Here is a 2,981-nt window from a genome sequence, read left to right as displayed (position 1 = left end):
CCAAACTCAATCCAGCCGGTACGCTTGGCAACGGCTTTCTCGTAATCTTCATGGGCCTTTTGGTTCGTCGCCTCGGCCTGGTCGGCACGGGACTGATCAAGCATGCCCTGAACTTCCGCGCCGACATACACAGCAGCCTTGGCTGCACCTGTATCGATTTTCCCGTCGGGACTCACTTGCCCTTCCAGCACACTACGGGTGTAAACCTGCTCCGCAGTAGACAATGCGGCATAGGCATCCGGGTGTTGGCCAAGAGCGCTGAGAAATCCACGAACAATCCTCCGACTCTCGTCTCCATCTCCAAATCTGATGCGCCCGCCGGCATCCACTCCAGGGGAAAAAACACTGTCCGTACCACTTTCATCCAGTGCCCAGTTGATGTCGTCGATATAGCCAGCTCCCATAATCCCGAGACTGTCCGCCATCGCCTCCTGCTTCTTGAGCAGGCCGGGATCATCTCCGTACTTAGCTATAACCTGTCGCATAACTGACGCATTATCTGCATCCCGCTCCACCGACGCATCCGGGTGACCCGCCGGATAGCCAAGCGTCGCCGCTTCCAATGCGCGCCCCAACGCATCCGGCATGTAACCACGGGACGCGTCACCCCTGTCTGGCGAATAGACATCGACAGCCGACTTCCACTTCTCGTTTCCGAAGTAGTCCAGGTAGTTGTCAATCGGCTGGCCATCCTCACTCTTCCCTAGGGCAGCTTCGTCACCACTGCTGACCGTGCCGTCTTCGTTATAGGCGGTGGGGTCTTCGGAGAAGAATTGCTTGGCGGCATCCGGACTGTTTCCCAACGCCTCAAGTATCGAGACAACCGGATCAGAACCATTTCCCGCCACACCGGAGGGATTAAACGAACCTTTGAATTGATTACCAAGAACTGTCTTGTCGGCGAACATACCCGGGTCCTTCTGATGGAGCTGCGCCACATGCTCGGCGATCGGGTTCAGGAATTTGGCATCGTAGTTCCCGAAACGCATGATGCCACCGAGAAGTTGATAGCCGAACGGCCCGTGATAATCGTTCCTCGCCAGAGGGATACGCTCCGTACCGAGCTTCCGAAGTTCCGGACCCCATTCGGCAGTGAATGCCTTGTCATGGGAGGCAGTGGCCAAGGTGAGGCCCATATTCTTCTGAAGGGCCTGGACATCCTTGAGCCGCTGCTTGTCAAGTTCGCCGGTCTGATAGGTGCTCGTGGAGAGCTGACCGAAGAATGCGAGCGTTTTCTCAGGCCCAAGCTTCTCGTAGAAACTTTTCGCGAACTCCGGCGAATTCCTGTTGTCGTGCATCAACTCGTTGAACGCCTGAAGTTCGGTGTGGGTGATGTCGCGCCCCTTGGCGGCGTATTCTGCCGCCCGGTGCGCCTCCTCCTGGCCCATCTTCGTGTACTTCGGCGCGCTGAAGTCCTTGCCCTCGGTGACGTTGGCTTCGAGGGAGTTCTTGAAGGACACATCGGTGTCGTTGCAGTTGTCCACGATGAGGTCGATCTTCTTCTGCCACGAAGCAATGTTCTCCTTCTCCCGACGTACGAGATCCGGGTAATCGGGGTCGTGACGGCGTTGCTCAACCGGTATGTCCTTCACCGGGTGACGAGCGGTGACCTTCCCTCTGGCATCTACGTGAATACCGGCCGCTGGCCCTTCGTGGTCACGGATGTCGATCAGGTCGTCCTTGGCCTTCTTGAATGCCGTGTGGGCTTCCTCAAGAATCTGTGCGACACCCTTGGCCTCGGCCGCGGCGTCGTGGAACTCCTTGGCCGTCTTTCCGATGAAGCCCTTGGTGACGCCCGCGTTGGCGCCGTACCACTCGGCCTTGTCCGCCTTGGCCTTCATCCCGTCTCTGGCATCCTCGGCGAGCAGATCCAGTTTGGCTGCCACGTCCGCCCAGTCGTCGGCTGCGGTCTTCAGCTTCGCGACAGGCGCGTCGACTACGTCCTCGTACTTCAGCATTCCGGCGCTCCCCCGGGGCTACTTCAGGTACTCGTTGAGCTTGGAGACGGATATCAGATCGCCGCCGATCTGTGCGTCGTCCTTCGCATGGGCGGCTTTGGTGTAGTCCAGGTGGTTGGAGATCTGCGCGCAGGCGTCGAGCAGCGTCTTCATGTGCGCTTGCCAGCGGTCGTGGACCTTGAGCACGGCGGAACCGCTTGAGAAGTTGCCGTTCGTCAGCGCGATCGCCGCGTCGAACGTGGAGGGGCGGGCGTGATCCCCGTCCTTGGACAGCCGGGTGTGGAGCCCGTACGCGTCATGGCCGATGGCGCCCAGGTTGTCCTGATTAACCGCCAAGTCGGCATCGGCCGGCCCGCCGCCTTCCGCCGGAACCCCATTGAGTCGCATATCGACCCGCTGCGTCGACTCCGCACGAAGCGCCGCCCACTCCGCGTCGAATGACATTACTTCCCCCCATGCTCGTCAGCGTGAGCCGTCACAGCCCGACGTAATACCGTCACCGTCTCACTTACGGCATCGGCCGATACCAAAGAAGTGGGCCGGGGGCGTGAATCAGCCCTTTTTCGTCCGGTCAGGAGGCGGTCAGCCCCATCAGGCGAGGCTTGTCGGACGGTCACCGCACCGTCGGCCGCCGCCGGGGACGACACTTCGCCGCTACAGCCACAGGTTCCCGCGCGTCCGGTCCTCTTCCGTCACACACATCCGACCAGAACGACGTCTCGCTTGTGGGTACGGGCCGCCCGTGGAACCATCCGGCGCGCGGCATCCGCCCCCATCACTGGTACCGAAGAGGGCGAGGACGTTGAACGACGTCTCCGGGTTCCAGGCCGTCCCACCGGCCACACTCGCCGATCTCCTGGGCCGCGGGCAGGTCATGGACCTCGGTATCCGCCCTCTCTGGCCCTCGGCACCCCGCATCGCCGGCCCGGCGTTCACCGTGCGCTGCCCGCCCGGCGACAACCTCATGTGCCACGCGGCGATCCACCGTGCCACCCCCGGCTCGGTCGTCGTCGCCGAGGCGGG

General features: G+C 61.5%; 2 protein-coding genes and 1 pseudogene. 1 reads left to right on the top strand and 2 read right to left on the bottom strand.

Going from position 1 to position 2,981, the window contains the following annotated elements; translation table 11 throughout:
* A partial coding sequence (locus IH13_RS0118505; protein ID WP_031085834.1) for a hypothetical protein occupies positions 1-1,958 on the bottom strand: 1,958 nt, incomplete at its 3' end.
* A gap of 18 nt (positions 1,959-1,976) precedes the next feature.
* Positions 1,977-2,402: a hypothetical protein gene (locus IH13_RS0118500; protein ID WP_031085833.1), complete on the bottom strand. Its 426-nt coding sequence runs from the start codon at positions 2,400-2,402 to the stop codon at positions 1,977-1,979.
* 358 nt (positions 2,403-2,760) lie between these two features.
* On the opposite strand from IH13_RS0118500, the pseudogene IH13_RS0118495 reads away from it, so the two are divergent.
* Positions 2,761-2,981, top strand: a pseudogene (locus IH13_RS0118495) (RraA family protein); the annotation flags it as partial.

The sequence above is a fragment of the Streptomyces sp. NRRL WC-3549 genome (assembly GCF_000721935.1).
Classification (GTDB): Bacteria; Actinomycetota; Actinomycetes; order Streptomycetales; family Streptomycetaceae; genus Streptomyces.
This window is presented reverse-complemented; position numbering and strand designations above follow the sequence as displayed.